Origin of the sequence: Faecalibacterium sp. DFI.5.82 (assembly GCF_029076575.1) — a bacterium.
Classification (GTDB): Bacteria; Bacillota; Clostridia; order Oscillospirales; family Ruminococcaceae; genus Faecalibacterium; species Faecalibacterium duncaniae.
In genome coordinates, this window is record NZ_JARFIS010000436.1 from 1 (window position 1) to 314 (window position 314).

Consider the following 314-nt stretch of genomic DNA (forward strand, 5'->3'; position numbering starts at 1 on the left):
CTGCAGGCCTGCACAAAGAGCCGGTGCTGCTCGGCGGTGTAGGCAATGTTTTCCTCAGCGGTGTCATCGGCCACCGAGAAGTGCTGGAACAGTCCGGTCATTTCCAGGCCGGGCAGGGTGCAGGCGGCGATGGCCTCGGCAATGGCGGCATCAAAATCGGTGCGCAGAGCAAAGCCGATGCGGCCCATGCCGGTATCCACAGCCAGATGCACTTTGACCCGGCCCCGACGGCCTGTGCGGCCTCGCTCAGGGCTTGGGCCTGGGGCAGAGAATAGCAGGCCGCGGTGATCTCGTCCCGGATGAGGGCGGCAGCG

1 protein-coding gene is annotated in these 314 nt (G+C 65.9%); it reads right to left on the minus strand.

Annotation, left to right across the window (positions count from 1 at the left end; translation table 11 throughout):
• Positions 1–212: alanine racemase (locus tag P0G09_RS17320; RefSeq protein ID WP_275253291.1), on the minus strand; the 212-nt coding region annotated here is incomplete at its 3' end.
• Between the last annotated feature and the right edge of the window lie 102 nt (positions 213–314).